The following is a 16,085-nucleotide window of genomic DNA, read 5'->3' as shown; positions in this document are numbered from 1 at the left end:
CGCATGGAAACGATCCTCGAAGTGAAAAACCTCGGCAAAACGTTCCCGATCCGCAACTTCATCGGCCGCACCAAGGGCGGCGTGTCCGCGGTCGACCGCGTGTCCTTCTCTCTGGGCGCTCAAGGAACGCTCGGCATCGTCGGCGAGTCCGGCTGCGGCAAGTCGACGCTCGCCCGGCTGCTCATGCGGCTGATCGAGCCGGACACCGGCGAAGTGAACTATCGCGATCGCAACATCCTGTCGCTCTCCGGCGGGCCGTTGAAGGAAGTTCGCCGTCAAATCCAAATGGTGTTCCAAAATCCGTATTCGTCGCTCGACCCGCAGATGACCGTGCTCGACAACGTCGCCTTCTCCCTGTGGGCGAACGGCTCGGGCAAGGCCGAGGCGAGGCAGGCCGCTTACGAGTACCTGGACGCGGTCGGCCTGTCGCGAACGCACGCGGATCGCATGCCCGGCAGCCTGAGCGGCGGCCAGCGGCAGCGCGTCGCCATCGCCCGGGCGCTCATCCTGAAGCCGGAGATCGTCATCGCCGACGAAGCGGTGTCCGCGCTGGACAAATCCGTACAGGCGCAAGTGCTGAACCTGTTCCAGGACTTGAAAAAGGAGTTCGCCCTGTCTCTCATCTTCATCTCCCACGATCTGCACGTCGTGGAGTATATGAGCGACGAAGTGATGGTCATGTACCTCGGCCGCGTCGTGGAAAAAGGGCCGACCGAGCGCATTTTCGGCAATCCGGCCCACCCTTACACGCGGGCGCTGCTCGCTTCGGCTCCGTCGCTCGACGTCGAGCACGCCGGCAGCGGCGCGCCGGCTCTGGCCGGAGAGCTGCCCAGCCCGCTGAACCCGCCGTCGGGCTGCCGCTTCCGCACCCGCTGCCCGCTCGCCACCGAGCGCTGCGCGCGGGAGACGCCGGCGCTGACCGAAGTCGGCCCGGGCCATCAGGCGGCGTGCCTTTTGATCGAAGAGAGCAAGTCCGCGTAGGAGGGCGGGCGGCCCGATGCGAGGCCCCGACGCCGGGCGCTAGACGCGAGTTGCGAAAACGCGGGTTGTCCGACTCAGGCCGTCAGATCCGAACCCGAGACTGCACCATTCGACCCGCGCAAACCTGTAAAAATGCAGGAATTTCAGGCGATTCGCCGGTCTGTTGCGCCAATTCCTGCAAAAATGCAGGCAATTCACCCCTAACACACCCAAAGTGGCGATTTTCTCCCGAAAAGCCTGTATTTTTGCAGTTTCCGAAATTCACGGAACCCGTCGCCTATGCAAAACCTGCAGATTCGCAGGTTCTTGCGGCAGCGGCTTTCAACTAAAAGTAGAAGGGATGAAGGAACCATGGCTTACGAGAACATCGTCAACGTCGCCACGATCAACTTCAACGCGGAGTGGGGCAACAAAGCGGGCAATCTGGCCCGGATGAAAGGCTACATCAAGTCCGCGAGCGAGCGGGGAGCGAACATCATCCTGTTCCCGGAGACGGCGCTGACCGGCTACAACGTCAAGGGCGATTCGATCGAGATGCAGCTGGCGAACGCCGAGACGGTGCCGGGGCCGGTTGCGAATGAGCTGGCGGAGCTGACCCGCCGGTATGGCGTCTATGCCGTCATCGGCATGCCGGAGCGGGACGCCGCCACCGGCGACGTGTACAACTCCGCGCTCGTGGTCGGGCCGGAAGGGATCATCGGCTGCTACCGCAAGATCCACCCGGCGGGCAAGGAATCGATGTGGGCCAAAAAAGGCAGCGAGCCGCTGATGTTCGACACCCCGTGGGGACCGGTCGGCGTCGGCATCTGCTACGACACGTACTGCTTCCCGGAACTGTTCCGCTACTACGCCGCGCTCGGCTCGCGGCTCTACCTGAACCCGACCGCCGTATCCGACGTCCCGGGCTGGAACGAGCTCTACTATACGCTGCTCAAAGCGCGCGTGCTGGAGAACGGCTCCTTCGTCGTAAGCTCCAACCTGGCCGGCCCCGACCAGGATCTGCAGTTCCCGGGCGGCAGCCTGATCGTCGGCCCGAGCGTCACTCCGTTCGGCACCAAGTACTATGCGGAGCCGGTGGAGAACGACGAGGCGCTGCTGATCGCGACGCTGGACCTGTCCATCGCCGACAAGACGCGCAAGATGCTCACCCTGTACTCCGACAACCCGATCACCGGCATTCCCGACTGGCGCCCGGACATTTACGAGAAGCTTCTGGCCGGCGTCAAGCAGAATGAGAAGTGGGGCGGCAAGCCGGTTCCGGCGGCGGCCGGGGTATAAGGCAAGGCAGCAGCTTAACCAATCGAACGGCAAGAAGAATGCCCGTGCTGCGATCTTAGACATCGCAGCACGGGCCTTTTTTTGTTGTTTAGGAAATTATGCGATTAAATTTCCTGTGGATAACCGGGGGCTCCCCCAAAAGGAATCGGATTTATCTTCAGAGCATCACTTCACTTTTGGGGGATTTGTTCATAAGTCCGCTCAAGCTTCCAAAATGTTCTGACCGATATAACGCCCTTCGCGAAGGCCGCCCGGACAGGCGAACATGCCGCTCGCCACGTGCGAGACGTATTCGTTCAGCGCGTCCTTGCTCTGCATCAGCCGGAGCATCGGGATGAACTGTTCGTCCGGATTGCGCTGATAGCTGATGAACAGCAGCCCGGCATCGACATTGCCCGTTCGGGGGTCGACTTTATCCGTATAGGAATACGCTCTCCGATGAATCTGCTGCTTCGTCTGCTTGGCCAGGGCGACATGGGAATCGGCCGGCAGCTTGGAGGCGTCGACGGCATCGAACTCGCCCTTCGCTCCGAATGCGGCCCCGGACACCTTGAAGCGTCCGAACGTAGCCTCCTGGTCGGAGAGCGAGGTCCGGTCCCACGTCTCGATCTTCATCTGAATCTTGCGGTAAGCCAGATAGGAGCCGCCCTTCATCCAATCCGGCTCTCCGTCGCCAGCCCAGACGATGCGGTCGTAGCCGTCCGCGGAATCATGCAGGCTGTTCGCCGTTCCGTCCTTAAAACCGAACAGATTGCGAGGCGTCTTGCCGGGAGTCCCGCTGGCGAACCCTTCCTGCATCCAGTTCAGCGAGGCGGTGCCGACGGACAGCCGAATCAGGTTGCGCACGGCATGGAAAGCGACCTGCTGGTCGTTCGCGCAAACCTGCAGAACGATATCCCCCCCGGAGATCGACGGGTCGAGATTGTCCCGCGCCATGCGCGGAATGTCCTTCAAATGCTGCGGCGCAAGCCGGGCGATGCCGAAGCGGTCCTTGCCTCCGTCCCGAAAGAACGAAGGCCCGAAGCCGAACGTTACCGTCAGCTTCGAAGCCGGCAGATCCAGCGACTCTCCCGTATCCGTCGGGGGAACGAGCGGATTGTCGCCCGTCATCATCGTTCCGCCCGATACGCTCAAGTCGCAAAATTTGGTCCAGTCCTTCAGCATGCTGACCAGATCCGACTTGCTGTCGGTCGACACGCGGAAGCTGGCCAAATACAAATACGTTTGCTGCGGGGTGATGATGCCGGGCTGATGCTCGCCGTAGAGCGGGATGACGTCGTCTCCCGATTCGGCCGAGGCCGTGGTCTTCGAAGCCGACAGCGTGTTCCCTGTCGCCCCCAGAATCGCGCCCAAGCCGGAAGCGCCGAGCGCGATTCCCGCGCCGGCGGCTACCGACATCTTGATGAAGTCTTTGCGCGTGATGCCCGTTTGCTTGGATTCCAACTTATTCTCCTCCTTAGAGGATGGCGGCGGTTTGGGACATCAGATTGGACAGCTCGCTCAGCTGGTCGCTAATCTGGCGAATTTGATCCGTCGTCAACTCGTTGTACGCCACATATTGCCCGTTCTTCACATAGCTCGAGAGCGACTGCTCCATCTTCATAAACGCTTGGTCGAGCTTGTCGGCGAGGTCGGTGTTGTTCTCGTTCAAAGCCGGAATGATGGCCAGATACACCGTTTTGGAGCCGTCCACGTTCGCGGCCAGGTCGACAAGATCGAGGTGCGAGTATAGCTCTTCCTCGCCGGTGATCTTCGACGTCGCCGCTTCGTTCAGCAGCTCCATGGCGCCGGCGACCATCGCTTTCGGCTCAAGCTTGACGGTTTTCATCTGTGCCTGCAGATCCTTCACGTCCGTCATCAGCCGATCGGCGTACTGGTCCTGTCCCTCCAGGGAGTTGTCCTGCCACAGCGCCTTCTCGATGCGGTGGAAGCCGGTCCACGTATTCGGATCGTCGACGTCGGCGAGGCGGGCGTCGATCTTCGGATCGAGATCGCCGAAGCTCTCCGCGACCGGTTCGATATTCTCGTAATAGACGCGCGCTTTCGCATACTCCGTCTTCGCTTGGTCGGCATTGCCGGCTTTGACGGCGTCGACGAACGCCTGCGTCTGCGTCACGAGCTTGCTCGTCTGATCGGCGATGTAATCCTGGTATTTCACGACCGCTTGGTTCAGCAGCTCGGAAGAGCTCTCGGTCGTCGGTTTGGCATTCTGCAGCTTCGTTAAAGCGTCGGTCAAGCCGTCCGCGTTCGCCTTCAGCTCGTCAAAATCGATCTTGTCATAAGCGGATGCGGAGAAAATCGGCATTTCATACTTTTCCACGTCGGTATATTCGAGCGGAAACGATTGGCGAACGGCATTCTCAAAGGAAAGCCACGTGTCGTTGATCGACTTGCCGAGCGTCTTGACGTTCGCGGCGTCCTGCTTGCCGATCGCGTCCTGCAGCTGCTTTACGGCATCCAGCATGCTGGCCGCGCCTTCTTGAATCGCGCTGGACGGGCCCGAAGCCGACGCCGAAGCGGTCGAGGCAGAAGCCGATGCCGATGCGCCCTGGGAGGATGACGCGGAAGGCGAAGCCGAACCGGCGTTTGCCGGATCGTTCGAGTTGCTGCCGCATGCGGTCAAGGCTAGCAAGCCGGCCAAGCTAAGAACGCTCAAAGACGATTTTAACATAGAAAGGAACCTCCGATGGGTCGTAAATTTTGCCTATGAATGGGATACCGGGCGCTGGCGCTTGCCCGTCCAGATGGAGACGATCACGGCGGCGATCCCTGCGGCCAAGAACAAGAGCTGCGGCAGGGTGCTGTACCACGAGGGATACAAGCTCAAGGATGCGAAATCAGGCAGGCCGTCCTGAATCGTCGCGGGCAGAACGCCGGCCATCTGCAAGCTGTGAATGCCGGTGCCCATGAATTTGAAGCAAAGATAGAAGACGATCAGGCTCGATACCAGGAAAACGGGACGAATCGGCAGCCGGGAGCCGGCCTTCACGATCACCAACGCGGCGGCGACCAGGATGCCGAAGCCCGTCGCGATGCCGGCGGCGAGCTGGGCGCCCGGCATTTTGCCGGCCATGCCGATGAGGAAGATGACGGTCTCGAGTCCTTCCCGCACGATCGCGAAAAAAGCGAGCAAGCCGAGCGAGAACATGCGTCCGCCGGATAACGCCTGCGAGCTTTTCGAGGCCAAGTACCTGCTCCAGCGCTTCGCGTCCGAATTGCGATGGAGCCAGTAGCTCACGTACAGCAGCAGGACGCTGGCCAAAACTCCCGTCCAGCCGTTGATCAGCATGTTGTTGCGGCCGAAGGCGGCGGAGGACAACGCCAAGGCGACGACGGATCCGACCGCGACGCAAGTTGCGAGGCCCAGAGCCGAGCCGCCGACGACCCAGCGTCTCGCGGGCTTGGAATCGGCCTTTTTGGCGTACATCAGCAGAGCGCCGATAACGAGCAAGGCTTCGATGCCCTCGCGGATCGGAATGAGAGCCGCATCCCACCAAGAATAGTGCGCATCCGCAAGCGGAGCCAGCGAATCGATCATGCGGTCGAAGATCGGCCCCGCCTGCTCCCGCTTGTTCGGATCGCTCAAATAACCGTCGAGCAGCACGAGATCCCGTTCGGAATCGTTATAGACGCTCTGCGACTGGCTGACGACGTCTCCTTCGACGGTGAGCCACTGCTGCTGCAGCACCTTGACCTCGTTTCTCGCGTCGTCCCACTTGCCGTTCTTCGCGAGATCCGCGGCGCTCCTCAGCTTTAAAATGTAGGTGGAGAGCGTCAGCTGGCTTTTCCCGTTGTTATCGGTATAGGCGCCGTCCTTCAGATTCGTCACCGAGAAGCGGAGATTGCCGGCCTGAGCCTTCGCTTCGTCGAGATTCTCGCCGAGGAGCGCAAGCGAGATGGCCGCGATCTGGCCGTCGATCTCCATCGCCAGGTCGAGCGAACGGCTCTTCGCGTCGTTCTTGTCCGCCGTCCACCACTTCTTGACCGCCGCGAAGTCCTGCTTCGCCGAAGCGGTATCCCCCGCATCCAGATGCTGAAGAAGCATATCGATATCGGCGGATGCTTTCTCGGTGTCCGCATCCGACGCAGCCGCGTAAGACGTGCCGGGCAGCGCCGTCGCGGATACCGAGCATACCGCCGCAAGCCAAATCGTCAAAACAAAAAGGATCCTCGAAATCGAGCGGCTGGATCCCGTCATGGAGATGCCTCCTTCCAAGCCCATCGCAGCAAAAAGCCGTACTTGATAATGATTCTCACTCTAACTGATTATAGGGACGTCATGGCCCATCTGTCAATCGCGAAAAGGGAAATCATCCAGACAATTTTAAGTGCCCGGAGACGCGAATTTTCCGGAGGCTCCCGTTGTGGTACGATAGGGGCATTAAGGTTTTCTGAAAATGGAAACCGTTCAAATGAGGTGCTTACGTGTCAGGCTTTGCATCATTGGGAATATCGGAGGATCGAACGGCCAGGCTGTCCGCTCTCGGCATCAAGGAGCCGACTCCGGTCCAGAAGGCGGCGATTCCGCTCGTTCTGCAAGGGAAGGACGTGATCGGCCAGGCGCAGACGGGGACGGGGAAGACGCTTGCGTTCGTGCTGCCGATGCTGGAAAAAATCAATACGCGATCCGACAAGCTGCAGGGGCTGATCGTGACCCCGACCCGGGAGCTGGCGCTGCAGATTACGGCGGAAGTCAAAAAGCTTATCGGCGAGGAGGAGGGGGTTCGCGTGCTGGCCGTGTACGGCGGTCAGGACGTCGAAGCCCAGCTGGCCAAGCTGAAAGGCAACGTGCATCTGGTCATCGCGACGCCGGGGCGGCTGCTCGATCACTTGCGCCGGGAAACGGTGCAGCTGTACGGCGTCCAGACGCTCGTGCTGGACGAGGCGGACCAGATGCTGCACATGGGCTTCCTGGGCGAGGTCGAGGAGATTCTCCGGAACACGCCGTCTCAGCGCCAGACGCTGCTGTTCTCGGCGACGATGCCGGCGAAGATCCGGGAGCTGGCCGCGCGCATTCTGCGCAAGCCGGAGGAAGTGACCGTACGCGCGCCGCAGGTGACGGTGAAGGACATCCGGCAGCTCGTCGTCGAGACGACCGACCGGGGCAAGCAGGCGGCGCTGAAGGCGATGATCGACGAGACTCGGCCGTATCTCGGCATGATTTTCTGCCGGACCAAAAGGCGGGCGAGCACGCTGAACGAGGCGCTGCAGAGCGCCGGCTATTCGTGCGACGAGCTGCACGGCGATCTGTCGCAGGCGAAGCGGGAGCAGGTCATGAAGCGGTTCCGCGAGGCGAAGCTGCAGCTGCTCGTCGCGACGGACATCGCGGCGCGCGGACTGGACGTGGAAGGCGTCACCCACGTCTACAATTACGACATACCGCACGATGTGGAGAGTTACATCCACCGCATCGGACGCACCGGCCGGGCCGGCGAATCCGGCATGGCGATCACGTTCGCCGCTCCGAAGGACCGTCCGGAGCTGGCGAATATCGAGAGCGGCATCGGCATGGCCCTCGAACGCCGCACGATCGGTTCCTCACCGCTCGGGGCCGGCGAGGGGACGGTGCGCCGCGAGCCGGGAGCTAGCGGCGGCAGAAGCAAGGGCGGCCGCGGGCCGAGCACCGACGGCGGCAGGGGGCAGGGCGGCCGCGAGCGGGGATCTGTCGGCGGAAGAAGCACGGGCGTCCGCGGGAAGGCATTCGGCGGCGGAAGGAGCCAGGACGGCCGCGAGCCGAGAGCTGGCAGCGGCGATGGCAGAGGCGACCGCGGGCCGAGCACCGACGGCGGCAGGGGGCAGGGCGGCCGCGGGCAAGGATTCGGCAGCGAGAGGAGCCTGAGCGGCGGCGAGCAGGGATTCGGCGCCGCAAGGAGCCGGGGCGGCCGCATGGCAGCGACGGCCGCCCATGGCCGCACGCGCCGGCCGGGCGAGCGGCCCGCAGGCGAGCCATCGCCGCGCGGCGGCGAGTATGGCCGCGGCAGCGGTGCCGGGCCGGGCCGCCGCGAGCGTGCCGCCGATGCGCGGACGCACGGCGGCGAAGGCGGAGGGCCGGGCGAGTGGACGCGCCCGGCCGGTCGGGCACGCGCCGCCGGCGATACGGCGGCGCGGCCCGGGGAGCGCGGCCGCGAGAGCGCGCCGGGCGGCCGCAATGGGGTGCGGGGCCGCAGCGACGGCGGGCGGCCCGCGACTGGCGGCCGCGGCGGCCAGCCCGGCGCCGCGGGCCGAGGCCGTTCGGGCGCCGGCAAGCCGGGGCGCCCGGGAAGTGGCGGCGGCGGGCGCGGGCGCTCGCGCTAGGCCGGCTGTATTTGCACCCTCCGACGTATGGTCGGGGGGTTTTTGTATTTATAGATGCGACAAGTTCGCTTATCCTGCACCCATTCCCACCTCGTGTCCCCAAAGTCTCCCTCGCGCTAACGAATCCTAGCGTTCTTATTTGGCTAGGAGGCCATTGGATTTCACTGTAACGAAACGAAACGACCTTATTGGCTCCAAAATGTCAGAAAGGCGGCGGCATTTTGCTCCATAAGGTCATCTGGTTTCGTTACATTCTGCAAACGGCCGATTTGGACCAAATAGCGCCGCTCAGATTCGTTAGGGCTCGGTTGGGCCGCCACTGGTCTCATGAACCGATCCTTTGGGCTATCTCCACCAGGGTCGGACATTCGCACGGTTCCTTCAACCGATTTTCTCGGTTTCCTCGCCTGTCCGAACTGTCACGAGGTATGGTTATCGGCTTTTGCAGCAATCTCCACCTGTTCGGACATTCGCACGGTAGCTTTAACCGTTTATCTCGGCTATCCTCGCCCGTCCCATCTGTTGCGAGGCTTGGTTAATCGATTTTTTGCAGCTATCTCCACCTGTTCGGACATTCGCACGGTAGCTTTAACCGTTTATCTCGGCTATCCTCGCCCGTCCCATCTGTTGCGAGGTTTGGTTAATCGATTTTTTGCAGCTATCTCCACTTGATCGGACATTCGCACGGTACCTTTAACCGATTATCTCGGCTATCCTCGCCCGTCCGATCTGTCACCGCGTTCAGTTGACCGATTTCCTCGGCTATCTCCGCCCACGTGGGCTTCCAAAGAGGTGCCGTTATCCGAAATGTTCGGCTATAACCGACCACAGGGGCAGCCATACGGCTCCTTTAGCCGATATTAGCGGTTATCTCTCCCAGTTCGTTCAACCACGAGAGCCCGTTAGCCGTTTTTTCGGCTTTCCCTACCTATCCGGACAGTCGGTATACGGCCAAAAAGGCCGACCCCAGGGAGAAAAACTCCCGGAATCGGCCTTTTCGCGCGCGCTCAGTAAGCCCGCTCGTATTGCTTCTGAGGCGCCGTCTGCGCGCCGGTGGCGCGGAGGGCGTTCAGCGCCCAGTATGGATCGCGCAGCATGCCGCGGGCGACGGCGACGAGGTCCGCATCGCCGTTGGCGACGGTCGCCTCGGCAAGCGCGGGGTCCTCCAGCATGCCGACGGCAATGACGGGCACGCCGAGCGTCTCCTTATAGGCGCGCGCGAACGGAACCTGGTAGCCCGGATAGTTGCCGGGCTTCCGCTCGCCGGCCGGCGGTCCTTCGCCGCCGCTCGAGACGTGGAACACGTCGACGCCCGCGTCGCGGTAACGCTTAGCGATCTCGAGGCTGTGGGCGAGATCGTACCCGCCTTCCATATATTCAATCGCGGAAATGCGCAGGAACAGCGGCATGCCGGCGGGCATGACGCTTTTGACGGCTTGGATGACTTCCGTTCCGAACCGCGCCAAGTCTTGCCCGTACTCGTCGCTGCGGTTGTTGATGGCGGGCGAGTGGAACTGGTGAATCAGGTAGCCGTGCGCGCCGTGAAGCTCGATCATGTCCACGCCGGCTTCGATTGCCCGCCGAGCCGCGTCGCGGAACTTGCCGACCATTTCACGTACTTCCTGCGTGGTCAGCGGCCGAGGTTTCTTATACCGGCCTCCTGCGGGGATGTCGGACGGGCCGACGGGGACGGGCGCGTCTTCCGCCTTCCGTCCGGCATGGGCGATCTGAATGCCGAACTTGGCCCCGTATTGATGAACTTCATCCGCGATTCGGCGAAAAGCGGGCACGTGCTCGTCGGACCACAGGCCGAGATCGTAGTCGGAAATCCGGCCGTCCGGCTCGACGTCGGTCATCTCCGCGATAATGAGCCCGGTGCCTCCGACCGCGCGGGATACATAGTGAACGTAGTGCCATTCGTTCGGAACGCCGTCCTTGGCGTCGACGGAATATTGGCACATAGGCGCCATGACGATCCGGTTTTTGAGCTGCAGGCTGCCGATCGAGAAAGCCTTGGATAAAGCGGATGCCGCCATTTTTCTCTCCTCCTCTTGTCTCTATTGCATGTTGCCCTGTCTGACGATATTGTAATCATATTAATTCACTCTGGGAAGTAGTGATATAAAGTTCACATTATTTCCGAAAGGAAAGTATTGAAGCGGAAGGGGTTTTCCGGGATGAACGCATGGGAGGAAACGATCACCTTGGACCATGACGACTCCGACGAATTGTGCCCGATCGTCTCGGCGCTTGAGGTCATCGGAACGAAATGGACTTTTTTTATTCTGCGAGAATTGTTGCTCGAAGGTACGAGAAGGTTCGGGGATTTGCTGAGGGCTATGGACGGCATCAGTCCGAAGACGCTGTCCGTCCGGCTCCGGGAGTTGGAGGACCGCGGCATCGTGTCGCGGACCGTATATGCCGAAGTTCCGCCCCGGGTGGAATATACGTTGACGGAGCTGGGCAAGCGGCTGGAAGGTATTTTTCTAGAGTTGAAGCGGTTCGGGCTCCTTCTGGAAGAGAAATAACGCAGGGGCGCACAGCCGAAAAAATTTTTTTTCGCCGACCGGTCACATCGGCGCGGTCACATCCGTCATGCATGCAAGACCCCACTAAGAGAGGAGCTGGAGCCCATGGACGAACACAAAGCGTTGGCGGAGCAGTTCGAGGCCAACCGGGCCCGACTGCAGGCGCTGGCATACCGAATGCTCGGATCCCTGAGCGATGCGGACGACGCGGTCCAAGAGGCGTGGCTGAGGCTCAGCCGGACGGATGCCGGCGAGATCGGAAATATCGGCGGATGGCTGACGACGGTCGTCTCGCGGGTGTGCCTCGACTTTCTACGCTCGCGGAAGGCGCGGCGCGAAGAGTCTATGGAGGTTCATGCGGCGAAGCAGGCCGCGGACCGCAAGGCCGGAGGCGATCCCGAGCAGGAAGCGCTGCTGGCCGATTCCATCGGCCTCGCGATGCTCGTCGTGCTCGGCACGCTGAATCCCGCCGAGCGCATCGCGTTCGTGCTGCACGATGTTTTCGCCGTGCCGTTCGAGGAGATCGCGCCTATCGTCGGGCGTAACGAAGCGGCGGCCCGCAAGCTGGCCAGCCGGGCGCGCCGCCGCGTGCAAGGAGCGAAGACGGCCTCAAAGGCCAACCTCGGCATGCAGAGGTCGCTGGTCGACTCCTTCCTCGCCGCCGCCCGCGCCGGCGACATCGACTCGCTGCTGAAGGTGCTCGCGCCGGACGTCGTGCTTCGGGACGACCGCGCCGCCGCCGGAGACGCTTCGGGCGAAGTCCGCGGCTCGGAGGACGTCGCCCGGAGATTGACGTACGGACGCGCCAAAGCCGCTCGCGCGGTGCTCGTGAACGGAGACGTCGGCATCGTGATCGCCCCCCGCGGGCAGCTGATGATCGTGCTGGCTCTGACTTACGCGGACGGTAAAATCGTCCGAATCGACCAAATCGCCGATCCGGCTCGCTTGGGGCAGCTCGAACTGGCCGTTTTGAGCGAATGACAGGAAAAAGCCATTTCGAATAAGGAGGACATTCAAATGACTATCGTCTCGATCGTTGTGCAATCTTTGCTGGTGGCGTATTACGTATTCTCCGGATCGGCCAAGGTCGCGGGGGCCAAATACTGGACCGATATGTTCGCCCATCTCGGGCTGCCGCAATGGTTCCGCGTCGTCACCGGCTTCGTCCAACTGCTCGGCGCCGCGGCGCTCGTCGTCGGCTACTGGTACGCAGGTGCGAACGCCTGGGCGGGAATCTGGCTCGGGATCACGATGCTGGCGGCATTTTTCGTGCATGTCAACGCGAAGGACCCGATCGGCAAATCGTCGCCGGCACTCGTGTTCGCCGTCCTGAACGCCGTAGTGATCAGTTTGAACGCAAGCGACATGACGAACCTTTTCTAATCGGCATCGTACGTTTGGGGTTCCGCCGGCCGCATGTTACACTTGGGGAAAGGGTAACGGAAGGAGCAAGGCAGCATGGCAGGCAGCGGAAAAAATCGCGCGGACGTCCGTCCGGGCATGAGGGTGGACATCGTTCTCAAGCAGGATCAGCGGACGGGTGCGTTGACGCGCGGAACGGTCAAGGATTTGCTGACCAACTCGGCATTTCACCCGCACGGCATCAAGGTTCGCCTGACGGACGGCCAGGTCGGCCGGGTTCAGGCGATCCTGGACGACGGGGAGTAAGGCGGGGAGGAAAGTACGCGTTTGGGCCTTAGGGAGGCACGAACGAAAATTCAGGATTGCGCAGGTGGCGATCCGGGGCGCCGTTGCGATGATGTCATCGCGACGGCGTCTTTTCTCGTATGCGCAAACGAATGAAACCTCACGGCAGCTTTTCAAATTGATTTTCCTGCATTTCGATTAACGCCAGCTTGTAATTGAGCTTTTCCAGCGTTTTCAGGAGCAGCGAGATTTGATCCTCCACTTTGCTTTTCTGGCGCGCCGGCAGCTTCTTCCTTTGCGGCAGCGTACGATCCCCGATTTTGTAGAGCTCCGTGTATTCTTTGATTTCGGCCAGCGGCAAGCCGGTCGAACGCCCGTCAGGGACGCCGATACTGAAACATCGTAGCCGAAATTCGCATTCGCACAGCGTGAAGCTGATGCGAACGAACATCGCAAGCAGGCCGAATCCGGTACGAGTTTGGCGGAGAAGGGACGTCGATGAGATCCGAGTCTTCGTAACCGAAGGGGAACGTTAAGGGGGTGTACCCTACAGGCCGCCGCTTCCTCGACCCTGCCGCTTCTCTGCGACAAACAAGCTGCCGTCGCTCTCCAGCTCCGCGTAAAATACGTCTTCGACCGAACGAGCTCCCGACTTCTCCAACTGGCGATCCAGCCATTCGCGGTTCAGGCCCCATTCCTGCAAATTCCGGGCGACGACTTTGCCGTCGACGATCAGCTCGGTGGGCAGGTAAGGGCGGGGCTGCGGCGCGATCTGCAGGTCCTTCTTCTTGACGGACTCCTCCTTCTGCTTCTTCAACACGCTGAGCCGGCCGTTCGGCTCAAAAATCGCGTAATCGACCTCACGGATATTGAACACGTCCTTGTCCCGCAGCAGCATCGTCAAGTCGTCCATGTTCAGCTTGCTTTTCCGAAGGGCTCTCTCCTCGATCCGGCCCTTCTTGATGACGATTGCCGGTTCCCCGTCCAGCAGCACCCGCGCCTTGGGAGATTTGAGGCTGATCAGCTCGATCGCCAGCGTCAGCATCGCCCAGACCGCGAGTCCGGTCATCCCCGCCAGGACGCTTATGCTGTGGGAGACCGCCAGCTCGCCCGCGATATTGCCGAGAGCGATCCCCGTGATATAGGTGAAATAGGTAACCTGCCCGAGTTGCTTCTTGCCGAGTATTCTCGTGAGCAGCAGCAGGAACGCGAATCCGAGCAGCGTCCGGAGCGTCGTGATCCCGATCGTCTCCATGGCCCATCCCCTTCGTTCCGGAACGTTTGCCTCATTTTGCCCGTCGGTCCCTTTGGGGATACGCGGCGGCGAACGGCAGCCGGGGGATCGGCGATCCGTAAAGCAGGACAGGCCGAATGCAAGAACGGTATGGTAGAATAATAGAAAAGAGGAACCCGAAAGGAACATGCCCGTGAAAACGCTGGTCATCGCGGAGAAGCCGGACATGGGCCGGAACATCGCGTCGGTCATCGAGCCGAAGGCGCAGAACAAGCGGAATTACCTGGAAGGCGAGCGGTACATCATTACGTGGGCGATCGGCCACCTGATCGGATTGGCCGAGCCGGACCGGTACGACGAGAAGTACAAGAAGTGGAATTTCGGAGACCTGCCGATCATTCCCGAGGAATTCAAGCTGCTGCCGAATCCGAAAACGAAGGATCAACTGGCGATCATCAAGGAGCTGGCGCAGCGGTGCGATTCGCTCGTCAACGCATGCGACGCCGGGCGGGAGGGGCAGCATATTTTCTCGCTTATCCGCCGGCATCTGAAGCTTCGCCATCCGGCGAGACGGCTGTGGATCTCCGACCTGACGGCGGAGACGATTCGCAGGGGCTTCGAGGAGCTGAAGGACGAGACGGAGTACGCCAACCTGACCGAGGCGGCGCGGGCGCGCAGCGAGGCGGACTGGCTGGTCGGAATGAACGGCTCGCGCGCTTTTACGACGAAGCATAACGAGCTGCTGTCGGTCGGGCGGGTGCAGACGCCGGTGCTGGCGCTCATCTACGACCGGCAGAAGCTGATCGAGGCGTTCGATTCCCAGAAGTTTTATGAGGTCCGCGGCGTTTTCGAGCAGGGAACGACGATTTATCGCGGACTGTGGCAGGGCGACCGGATCACCGAGCCGAAGAAAGCCGAGGAGATCGCGGCGAAGGTGAAGAACAAGCCGGGCGTCGTCGAGAACTACGAGGTCAAGGATACGAAGGAATATCCGTTCCGGCTGTACGACCTGACGCTGCTGCAGCGGGAGGCGAACGGCAAGTACGGTTTTTCGGCCAAAAAGACGCTCGACACGGCTCAGGCGCTCTATGAAAAGCACAAGGTCATCTCGTACCCGCGCACGAACAGCAACTACGTGAACGATCAGAACATTCCCGAGATGCACCGCATCCTCGATTCGCTTCGGAGTACGCAGGAGTATGCGTCCATCTGCGAGAAGGCCGAGAAGCGCTTCGTCCATAAGAACAACAAGGCGGTGTGCAACCCGGCCAAGGTCGAAGACCACCATGCGATCCTGCCGACGATGAAGCGGGCGGGCGCGCTCAGCCCGGACGAGCGCAAAATTTACGACCTGATCGTGCGGCGATTCCTGTCGCATTTCTATCCGGCGGCGGAGTATAAGGTGCATACGGTGCTGACCCTCGTGGAGGAGGAGCGCTTCAAGACGACGATCAAGCAGCTGCTCTCGCTCGGCTGGAAGGTCATCTACGAGGGCGGAGCGGATGAGGGCGGCGGATCGGCCCAAAGGAAAGGGAGCCGCAAAAAGGCCGACGCCGAGGAGAAAGAAGACGAGGAAGAGGAGACGGACGGCGTTTTCGAGCTCGACGCTTCGCAGCCGGTGCATTGCGCCGACGCCGAAGTGAAGGAGAAGGAGACGCAGCCGCCGAAGGCGTATACGGAAGGAACGCTGCTCAAGGCGATGGAGAGCGCGGGCAAGCAGATCGAGGACGAGGAGCTGCGCGACGCGATGAAGGACAGCGGGCTCGGCACGCCCGCGACGCGGGCGGCGACGATCGAGCGGCTGAAGAATGTCGGATACATCGACATGCAGGGCAAGAAGATCGTCATCACGGCCAAAGGCCGCACGGCGGTCGAGCTTATCCGCGGAGCGGGCGTGGAGCTGCTCACGTCGCCGGAGATGACCGGCCAGTGGGAGCGCCGGCTGAACGAGATCGCGCGCGGGCAGGCGTCGGCGGAGCAGTTCATGAACCAGGTGAAGCGGTTCACGGTGCAGATCGTCGACAAGGTGCGCGTCCAGCAGCCCGCGGTCAAGACCGCTTTCGCCCGGCCGGCTGCGGAGGCGGCCGGGGGTTCCCGCCGCCGCGGCGCCCGCGGAGCGGCGG

General features: G+C 61.7%; 14 protein-coding genes. 8 read left to right on the top strand and 6 right to left on the bottom strand.

Annotated features, from left to right (window positions below; translation table 11 throughout):
• The first annotated feature begins 3 nt into the window (after positions 1–3).
• Both H7C18_RS31250 and H7C18_RS31245 read left to right on the top strand, forming a co-directional pair.
• The gene (locus tag H7C18_RS31250; protein WP_185133050.1) at positions 4–981 is read left to right on the top strand and encodes an ABC transporter ATP-binding protein; all 978 of its coding nucleotides are present in this window, start codon (positions 4–6) and stop codon (positions 979–981) included.
• Between the two features lie 351 nt (positions 982–1,332).
• A complete protein-coding gene (locus tag H7C18_RS31245) occupies positions 1,333–2,259 on the top strand; it encodes a carbon-nitrogen hydrolase family protein (protein WP_185133049.1) in 927 nt (308 codons plus the stop codon).
• A gap of 201 nt (positions 2,260–2,460) precedes the next feature.
• Here the strand turns inward: H7C18_RS31245 and efeB are convergent, their stop codons facing one another.
• The 3 genes from efeB to H7C18_RS31230 are packed head-to-tail and all read right to left on the bottom strand — an operon-like array spanning position 2,461 to position 6,415.
• Positions 2,461–3,702 (bottom strand): iron uptake transporter deferrochelatase/peroxidase subunit, encoded by a 1,242-nt coding sequence (efeB, locus tag H7C18_RS31240; RefSeq protein WP_273388463.1) that lies wholly within the window; start codon positions 3,700–3,702, stop codon positions 2,461–2,463.
• Between the two features lie 13 nt (positions 3,703–3,715).
• The gene (efeO, locus tag H7C18_RS31235; RefSeq protein WP_185133048.1) at positions 3,716–4,930 is read right to left on the bottom strand and encodes an iron uptake system protein EfeO; all 1,215 of its coding nucleotides are present in this window, start codon (positions 4,928–4,930) and stop codon (positions 3,716–3,718) included.
• Between the two features lie 33 nt (positions 4,931–4,963).
• Positions 4,964–6,415, bottom strand: coding sequence for an FTR1 family iron permease (locus H7C18_RS31230; protein WP_185133047.1), 1,452 nt, complete (start codon positions 6,413–6,415; stop codon positions 4,964–4,966).
• A 269-nt stretch (positions 6,416–6,684) separates the two neighbouring features.
• Between H7C18_RS31230 and H7C18_RS31225 the strand changes: the two genes are divergently transcribed.
• On the top strand, positions 6,685–8,553 hold the full coding sequence (locus tag H7C18_RS31225) for a DEAD/DEAH box helicase (RefSeq protein WP_185133046.1): 1,869 nt from the start codon (positions 6,685–6,687) through the stop codon (positions 8,551–8,553).
• Between the two features lie 1,007 nt (positions 8,554–9,560).
• Here H7C18_RS31225 and H7C18_RS31220 read toward each other — a convergent pair.
• Positions 9,561–10,589, bottom strand: a complete 1,029-nt coding sequence (locus H7C18_RS31220; protein ID WP_185133045.1) for an NADH:flavin oxidoreductase/NADH oxidase — start codon at positions 10,587–10,589, stop codon at positions 9,561–9,563.
• Positions 10,590–10,730: 141 nt separating this feature from the next.
• Here H7C18_RS31220 and H7C18_RS31215 point away from each other — a divergent pair, with 141 nt between their 5' ends.
• From H7C18_RS31215 to H7C18_RS31200, 4 genes are all read left to right on the top strand, one after another.
• The gene (locus tag H7C18_RS31215) at positions 10,731–11,081 is read left to right on the top strand and encodes a winged helix-turn-helix transcriptional regulator (RefSeq protein WP_185133044.1); all 351 of its coding nucleotides are present in this window, start codon (positions 10,731–10,733) and stop codon (positions 11,079–11,081) included.
• A gap of 105 nt (positions 11,082–11,186) precedes the next feature.
• Positions 11,187–12,062 carry a sigma-70 family RNA polymerase sigma factor gene (locus H7C18_RS31210; protein WP_185133043.1) on the top strand — a complete coding sequence of 292 codons (876 nt, stop codon included), beginning with the start codon at positions 11,187–11,189 and terminating at the stop codon, positions 12,060–12,062.
• Between the two features lie 36 nt (positions 12,063–12,098).
• Entirely contained in the window at positions 12,099–12,464 is a 366-nt protein-coding gene (locus H7C18_RS31205) for a DoxX family protein (RefSeq protein ID WP_185133042.1), read from the top strand.
• Positions 12,465–12,539: 75 nt separating this feature from the next.
• The gene (locus H7C18_RS31200) at positions 12,540–12,749 is read left to right on the top strand and encodes a YwbE family protein (protein WP_185133041.1); all 210 of its coding nucleotides are present in this window, start codon (positions 12,540–12,542) and stop codon (positions 12,747–12,749) included.
• A 139-nt stretch (positions 12,750–12,888) separates the two neighbouring features.
• Here H7C18_RS31200 and H7C18_RS31195 read toward each other — a convergent pair whose 3' ends face one another.
• Together H7C18_RS31195 and H7C18_RS31190 are read right to left on the bottom strand one after the other, a co-directional pair.
• Positions 12,889–13,179, bottom strand: a complete 291-nt coding sequence (locus H7C18_RS31195) for a MerR family DNA-binding protein (RefSeq protein WP_337913967.1) — start codon at positions 13,177–13,179, stop codon at positions 12,889–12,891.
• A 96-nt stretch (positions 13,180–13,275) separates the two neighbouring features.
• Positions 13,276–13,983 carry a DUF421 domain-containing protein gene (locus tag H7C18_RS31190; protein WP_185133039.1) on the bottom strand — a complete coding sequence of 236 codons (708 nt, stop codon included), beginning with the start codon at positions 13,981–13,983 and terminating at the stop codon, positions 13,276–13,278.
• Positions 13,984–14,155: 172 nt separating this feature from the next.
• Here H7C18_RS31190 and H7C18_RS31185 point away from each other — a divergent pair.
• On the top strand, positions 14,156–16,085 hold a 1,930-nt coding region (locus H7C18_RS31185; protein WP_185133084.1), incomplete at its 3' end, for a DNA topoisomerase 3.

It is taken from the genome of Cohnella zeiphila, from assembly GCF_014212055.1.
Lineage (GTDB): Bacteria > Bacillota > Bacilli > Paenibacillales > Paenibacillaceae > Cohnella > Cohnella zeiphila.
Note: the sequence above shows the minus strand (reverse complement) of the source record. Positions and strands in the feature narration are given on the sequence as shown.

Excerpts from the sequence above, each read along its gene's own strand:
- H7C18_RS31215 (WP_185133044.1), top strand. The coding sequence starts at position 10,731 with ATGAACGCATGGGAGGAAACGATCACCTTGGACCATGACGACTCCGAC.
- H7C18_RS31190 (WP_185133039.1), bottom strand. The coding sequence starts at position 13,983 with ATGGAGACGATCGGGATCACGACGCTCCGGACGCTGCTCGGATTCGCG.
- H7C18_RS31195 (WP_337913967.1), bottom strand. The coding sequence starts at position 13,179 with ATGTTCGTTCGCATCAGCTTCACGCTGTGCGAATGCGAATTTCGGCTA.
- H7C18_RS31220 (WP_185133045.1), bottom strand. The coding sequence starts at position 10,589 with ATGGCGGCATCCGCTTTATCCAAGGCTTTCTCGATCGGCAGCCTGCAG.
- efeO (WP_185133048.1), bottom strand. The coding sequence starts at position 4,930 with ATGTTAAAATCGTCTTTGAGCGTTCTTAGCTTGGCCGGCTTGCTAGCC.
- H7C18_RS31200 (WP_185133041.1), top strand. The coding sequence starts at position 12,540 with ATGGCAGGCAGCGGAAAAAATCGCGCGGACGTCCGTCCGGGCATGAGG.
- H7C18_RS31245 (WP_185133049.1), top strand. The coding sequence starts at position 1,333 with ATGGCTTACGAGAACATCGTCAACGTCGCCACGATCAACTTCAACGCG.
- H7C18_RS31205 (WP_185133042.1), top strand. The coding sequence starts at position 12,099 with ATGACTATCGTCTCGATCGTTGTGCAATCTTTGCTGGTGGCGTATTAC.
- H7C18_RS31250 (WP_185133050.1), top strand. The coding sequence starts at position 4 with ATGGAAACGATCCTCGAAGTGAAAAACCTCGGCAAAACGTTCCCGATC.
- H7C18_RS31210 (WP_185133043.1), top strand. The coding sequence starts at position 11,187 with ATGGACGAACACAAAGCGTTGGCGGAGCAGTTCGAGGCCAACCGGGCC.